Source organism: Bradyrhizobium sp. MI1.3 (assembly GCF_055811695.1).
In genome coordinates this window covers 1-5,877 of sequence record NZ_JBVVPQ010000149.1, presented here as the reverse complement: position 1 = coordinate 5,877, position 5,877 = coordinate 1, and the positions used below count along the sequence as shown (strand labels likewise).

The following is a 5,877-nucleotide window of genomic DNA, read 5'->3' as shown; positions in this document are numbered from 1 at the left end:
CGCCGGGATGCGGGGTGCGGCTGGGAAGCCTGAATTAACAGGAGGGAGGGTAGACCCACCCCGCAATCATTTGCCCCGAAAGAAAAATCCAACCTATTTGCGGTCGCTAGTGAAATGGACCCGGTTTTGGGACCAGAGGCTAAGTTAGAAAAGGGCCGCTCCGTTTGAGATGACGCGATATGAACGAAGCTGCTCCAACACCTATCCCCTGTCCGACTGCCGCGAGCAGGACTATGATGGGCAAGGTCATGCTGACAGCTGCGATCGCTTGGGCGCCGAGTGCGCCAACGAAGATCGCGTTGACGACCTGCTGCAAGGCGCGACTCGACAAACCAACAACAGATGGAAAGGCGAGCCGCAGGATAAGGCTCGGGAGATTTTGGTCCGCTAGATCGATGCTCTCCTTTTTCTTTGACACCACATTTGTGTTCACTCTCGCCAGCGATTCCATACTTTGTTCACTCATAGCTGAAGGTGTCGGGGGGCTTTTCCGAATTCGCGGATTGTGTGCAACAGCTCCCGTTGCAACACTATGCAAACATCTCGGCTCACCTCATAGGCGACCTGGGTTGGATTATACTTCGTATCGATCTGTAGCCGGCCGGCTTGATATGCGACATCGAACCAGAAGAGGTTATTAACAGCTGCTTCATCCATGTCTTCGCCGGACCACAGTGGAGCAAGATCGTTGCCTAGGAGGCGGCGTGGAAAATGGCGCTGCAAACCGGGGCGATAATTCACGCCAATCCTTGGAGAGGGTAGAGTCACTGGCGCAAACTCTCCGCGTCGGGAAGCCAGACAGCAGCAAGAGCCCGCGAGCCAAGAGACCTGCCGTGACAACAAGGTGCGCGACATCAAATCGGAAGGGAGGGCGACATCAGCAAATGGCCCTTCCACACGGCTCGGAGGGATGATGTTCGGCCATTCCCTGGCGCAGGTGTGCCATATGTTCGCTGATTTCCGGACGGAGGGGCACCACCATGATTGCGTCCAGCGCATCCTCATCCTGATGGACGCCGGGAGGCAGCCAGGGCCGCGGCGCGGCTCGCTCGCGTGACCTATGCTGTGCCATGCTCGAATGCTCGTCCGCCAGAGGCCTTGATGAACTGAGTGTCATGATGCCAAAATATGCCCAGAGTCAGGCCAGCTCCACCGCATCAACGGCTGCGGCGGCAAAGCCGAGGACAATTGTCCAGACGGTTCTTGCCGAATGCTTGCGTTCGCAAAGTGACGTCCGGCTCAGCCGTCATGATGCCGCTTTTGACCCCAGAGCTGTGAATTTAGAGCGCATGATCGGTAGGACGTGAGCTGGATGGATGTCGGCTCGACGTTTCATCGAAGGATGAGCCTTCTGCAAGCAGCGGAAAGCACGGTTTGAGATTGCAAGGTGTCTTGTTCCGCTAGATGTCGCTCAAGAAGTCTACGCACGGCAGGATGGTTAGCAATGCGCGTTCCAGCCGATCGTGATCACCGATTCCAGGCCATCGTGATCACCCATTCCAGAGCATCGTGATCACCATTTCCAGCCGATCGTGATCGCTATTTCCAGCGATCGCGATCGGGGGCAACCAGGAGGCGCGCACCGCTGACGGTCTGCAACCCGGGTAGCTTGGTCTTTTGCCTAACCGCAGAGGATCGAGATGCCGACCGAGAGACCGTCCATGCGCCACATTCGTGAAGTTCTACGTCTGCACTACAGCGTCGGCATGTCGCAACGCGCCGTTGCCCGCAGCCTGGGCCTGGCCCAAGGCACGGTCAGCAAGTACCTGAATCGAACCCGCCGGGCTGGCCTGACCTGGCCGTTGCCGCCGGAGCTGGATGACGATCTCCGGCTCGAGAACCGCCTGTATCCACCACCCTCCGATCGGCCCAGCGACGAGCGTCCGCAGCCCGATTGGGCGCTCGTGCATCGCGAGCTGCGGCGCCCGAACGTCACGCTGATGCTGTTGTGGGAGGAGTATTGCGACGCAAGCTCCGACAGCTTCAGCTATTCGTGGTTCTGCGAACGCTACAAGGAATGGGCCGGCCGCCTCAAGCCGACCCTTCGCCAGCTCCATGTCGCCGGCGAGAAGCTGTTCGTCGACTATTCCGGCCATACGATGGAGGTGGTTGACGGGCTCAGCGGCGAGGTGCGCAGCATGCAGATCTTCGTCGCCGTGCTCGGCGCCTCGAACTACACCTATGCCGAAGCCAGCCTCAGCCAGAGCCTGCCGGACTGGATCGCCTCGCACGTTCGGGCATTCTCCTATTTCGGCGGCGTGGCCCGGCAGACGGTGAGCGACAATCTGAAGGCCGGCATCACCCGGGCCTGCTTTCACGAACCGATGGTCAACCGGACCTATGCCGATCTCGCCCGCCATTACCGCACCGCCATCGTTCCGGCACGGCCGTATCGGCCAAGGGACAAAGCCAAGGTCGAAGTCGGGGTCCAAATCGTCGGTCGATGGATTCTGGCGCGCTTGCGCAACCGCCGCTTCTTCTCGCTCGCCGCCCTCAATGAGGCGATCCACGCGCTTCTTGCCGAGCTGAACGATCGACCTCTCCGGAGCTGGGGGCGAAGTCGGCGCGAACTGTTCGAGGAGCTGGATCATCCGGCGCTCACCCCCTTGCCGGATGAACTATACGAGTATGCCGAGTGGAAGCGCTGCCGGGTCAACCTCGATTATCACGTCGAGATCGCCAAGCATTACTACAGCGGTCCTCACAACCTCGTTCATCAGGAGGTTGAGGCCCGCATCACCCAAAAGACCGTCGAGATATTTCTCCGCGGCAAGCGGGTGGCGTCGCATCTGCGCAGCACGTTGCCGCATCGCCCGACCACGATTCCCGAGCATATGCCGAGTTCGCATCGCCGCTATCGCGACTGGACCCATGAGCGCATTCGTTCCGAAGCCACCAAGGTCGGCCCCGATGCGGAGACGCTGATCGACGTCATCCTGCGGTCGCGGCCGCATCCAGAACAGGGCTTCCGCTCCGCGATCGGCATTCTCGGGCTGGTCAAGCGCTACGGCCAAGAACGCGTCGGCGCCGCCTGCGCCCGGGCCCTGCTGCTCAACGCCCGTTCCTACAAATCGGTCGCCGCGATCCTCAAGAACGGCACCGACAGAACTGCTCTTCCCGCCGAGGAGGCGCCCATCCTTTTCCACGCCAACATCCGCGGCCGCAATTACGACAATTGATGAGGAGATCAGCATGCTCATTCACCCCACCGTCGATCGCTTGCGCGCCCTCGGCCTCGCCGCCATGGCCGATACCTTCGTCGAACTGCAGAACAATCCCGAGGCGGCCGAGATGCCGCACGCCGATTGGCTCGGCCTCCTGGTCGATCGCGAGGTCACCGCCCGCGACAACCGCCGCCTCACGCGCCGCTTGACCAGTGCCAAGCTCCGTCAAGCCGCCGCCATCGAGAACGTCGACTATCGCACCGCCCGTGGTCTCGATCGTTCGCTCTTCAGAACCTTGGCACCTGCCAATGGATCCGCGACAGCAACCACCTGGTCATTGTCGCCCCAACCGGCACCGGCAAGTCCTGGCTTGCCTGTGCGCTCGGCAACAAAGCCTGCCGCGACGGCTTCTCCGTCCTCTACAAGCGAACATCCCGCCTGTTCGCCGATCTCGCCCAGGCACGCGGCGAGGGCCGTCTGGCGCGCCTGATCGCCGCGCTCGAGCGCGTCAATCTCCTCATCCTCGACGACTGGGGACCCAAACCGCTCACCGCCGACCAGCGCCGTGATCTGCTCGAGATCGTCGACGATCGCTACGACAAGGGATCCTTGTTGATCACAAGTCAGGTCCCCGTGTCGCAATGGCATGACGTCATTGCCGATCCCACCCTCGGCGATGCGATATTGGACCGCATCATTCACAATGCGCACCGCATCGAGCTCAAAGGCGTCAGTCTGCGGCGTCTGGCCGGCGAAAAGAAAAAACCGTGAGCACCTCGCGCACGATCGCCCCGCCGGCCCACAGGCCCCTCCCGCGCGCGGCGCTGCGTCGCTCGTGGGGCACTCCCCGCCGCGCACGGGGCCCTCCCATGGACCGCCGGACGATCTCCAAACCAACCCGCCAGCCTTGACCAGGAGACCATTTCCAGCACACATAAACCCGTCAGCCGTGTTCGCCTCCGCACCTGATCACGATCGCTGGAATCCGTGATCACCATCGCCTGGAACACCTGATCACCATCCCTGGAATGCGCATTTCATCACACCTGGCAATCTTAGCAGCGGAGGGCGAAGAGTGACGACAGTTACCAAGAACTTGCTTGCTCTAAAGGAAAAGCTCCTCGAAAGACTTGGAGCCACCGAAGACCCCGATCAGCGGAGCGATATCCAACGCCAGCTTGAGCAGGTCGATACCGCGCTACAGTTCCTGGGGGTACCGGAACAGACGAGCGAATAAGAACGGTCTCTCCTATACGCCGCTAGCGCACACCGCAAAATGGCGATGCCGCGTGACGACGAACCGGCGCGGCGCGTTCGTTGGCTTATTGCTTTAGATCAGATGACAGATTTTGGTTATTTTCTCGATGGCCGTCAGAGCTTTGGAGATTTTCGCTCGAAGCCGCTCCTGGTGCTCTTTGTTCGTTGGCTCGTTGAGACTTTTCAGTCGACCTCCATCGTTGATCATGGCGTTGATCAATTGAGATTTCACCTGATCGGGCTTGAGGTTTAGGATCGTGACCTCAGGCCGACCGCTTGGGGTCGAGCTATCGGTCTGGCAACCCGCCAAAAACGTGCAAGAACATCAAAAGCGCCAAAAAAAACGCATTGCGGGCTCCAGCAGCCAAACCCATAGCGAAGCGCAACCATGGCGAGAGAGCTGGCCCGGCAAATTCGGACAGTAGCTTGAGTGGATTTTGTGTCTGACAGCGGCGAGGATTCTTGCCGCGAATCAGGAGCGAAGATGACGAAGAAGAGCCGCCGGACGCATTCTCCGGCATTCAAGGCGAAGGTTGCTTTGGCTGCGATCAAAGGCGACAAGATGTCGGTATCCAGGTCGCGACCAAGGCGGCGTCCGACAATTCCATCGTCGCCGGCGCGACGCATTACTGCTCCGCCGTGGGCATCGCGACCGTCGGCACCTATGCGCGCTTCGGGCTGCCGGTCGTAGTCTGGGGAGCGATCCTACCGGAGATCACGTACGGCAACGATTATAGGGAAGTCCATCGTGTCTATGGCACGATGATCCACGAAGGCAGGCTGGCCGCCGAATTCCTGACCAAGCAAGGCTGCAAGAAGTTCGTGATGACTCACGATACCACGGGCTACAGCAAGGGCCAATTCAAGTATTTTTCCGAGCACCTGAAGCCGACCGGCGGTGAGATCCTCGTTACCTTCCCAGTAAGTTCCGACCAGCAGGACTTCACGGCAGAACTCAACATACGAAGCATGCGAGGTGCCGGCGTGTCGAGCGGGAGTTAGTTGCCGCAGCGCCAAGACATCACGCCATGCGACGCGGAACTCACTGTGCCAGCCCGCAAGACGCTACGAGCCTCGAATTCTCCCCACCGGCCGCGACTGGCGCAGCCAACAATCGACGGGAGACCTCACGTGGCCGACACCATCAACATGCGACTCTTAAACGACCGCCTCCGCCACTCGGCGGCACCATCCTCATCACGTGCGGGGCGTCACCAGCTTCACCATTCAGGCCCGTTGCTGCGCTGGTACCCACGTTTGACGACTTCACCTGGAGGAATGATCCGCCCGGAGAGCACGATTTCGGTAGCATTGAGCTGGATGCCGCGTGGTAACGCGTCGGCTCGACCAATCGCCATCAAAACCTAAGAGAACCATCGCTCAAAGCTCGCTCTGTTTCGATAACGCGTCAGATTGCCGACAGCCTGTCAGGGATCGGACCCCGCGAAATACGCGT

General features: G+C 60.3%; 6 protein-coding genes and 1 pseudogene. 6 read left to right on the top strand and 1 reads right to left on the bottom strand.

Features of this window, described 5'->3' with window-relative positions; all coding sequences use genetic code 11:
* Positions 1–139: 139 nt before the first annotated feature.
* The gene (locus tag AC0L3A_RS39770) at positions 140–451 is read right to left on the bottom strand and encodes a hypothetical protein (protein ID WP_473256472.1); all 312 of its coding nucleotides are present in this window, start codon (positions 449–451) and stop codon (positions 140–142) included.
* A 1,189-nt stretch (positions 452–1,640) separates the two neighbouring features.
* Here AC0L3A_RS39770 and istA point away from each other — a divergent pair.
* The 6 genes and pseudogenes from istA to AC0L3A_RS39740 all read left to right on the top strand — a co-directional run bounded on the left by istA (position 1,641) and on the right by AC0L3A_RS39740 (position 5,755).
* Entirely contained in the window at positions 1,641–3,179 is a 1,539-nt protein-coding gene (istA, locus tag AC0L3A_RS39765; RefSeq protein WP_473256471.1) for an IS21 family transposase, read from the top strand.
* 13 nt (positions 3,180–3,192) lie between these two features.
* Positions 3,193–3,935, top strand: a pseudogene (istB, locus tag AC0L3A_RS39760) (IS21-like element helper ATPase IstB).
* Positions 3,936–4,239: 304 nt separating this feature from the next.
* Positions 4,240–4,401 carry a hypothetical protein gene (locus AC0L3A_RS39755; RefSeq protein ID WP_473256470.1) on the top strand — a complete coding sequence of 54 codons (162 nt, stop codon included), beginning with the start codon at positions 4,240–4,242 and terminating at the stop codon, positions 4,399–4,401.
* Positions 4,402–4,446: 45 nt separating this feature from the next.
* A complete protein-coding gene (locus AC0L3A_RS39750; protein ID WP_473256469.1) occupies positions 4,447–4,674 on the top strand; it encodes a hypothetical protein in 228 nt (75 codons plus the stop codon).
* 209 nt (positions 4,675–4,883) lie between these two features.
* Entirely contained in the window at positions 4,884–5,423 is a 540-nt protein-coding gene (locus AC0L3A_RS39745) for a type 1 periplasmic-binding domain-containing protein (protein WP_473256473.1), read from the top strand.
* Positions 5,424–5,449: 26 nt separating this feature from the next.
* The gene (locus AC0L3A_RS39740; protein ID WP_473256468.1) at positions 5,450–5,755 is read left to right on the top strand and encodes a DUF3768 domain-containing protein; all 306 of its coding nucleotides are present in this window, start codon (positions 5,450–5,452) and stop codon (positions 5,753–5,755) included.
* The last annotated feature ends 122 nt before the right edge of the window (positions 5,756–5,877 follow it).

Coding starts and splice junctions, on each gene's coding strand:
- AC0L3A_RS39770 (WP_473256472.1), bottom strand. CDS start 451: ATGGAATCGCTGGCGAGAGTGAACACAAATGTGGTGTCAAAGAAAAAG.
- istA (WP_473256471.1), top strand. CDS start 1,641: ATGCCGACCGAGAGACCGTCCATGCGCCACATTCGTGAAGTTCTACGT.
- AC0L3A_RS39750 (WP_473256469.1), top strand. CDS start 4,447: ATGCCGCGTGACGACGAACCGGCGCGGCGCGTTCGTTGGCTTATTGCT.
- AC0L3A_RS39740 (WP_473256468.1), top strand. CDS start 5,450: ATGCGACGCGGAACTCACTGTGCCAGCCCGCAAGACGCTACGAGCCTC.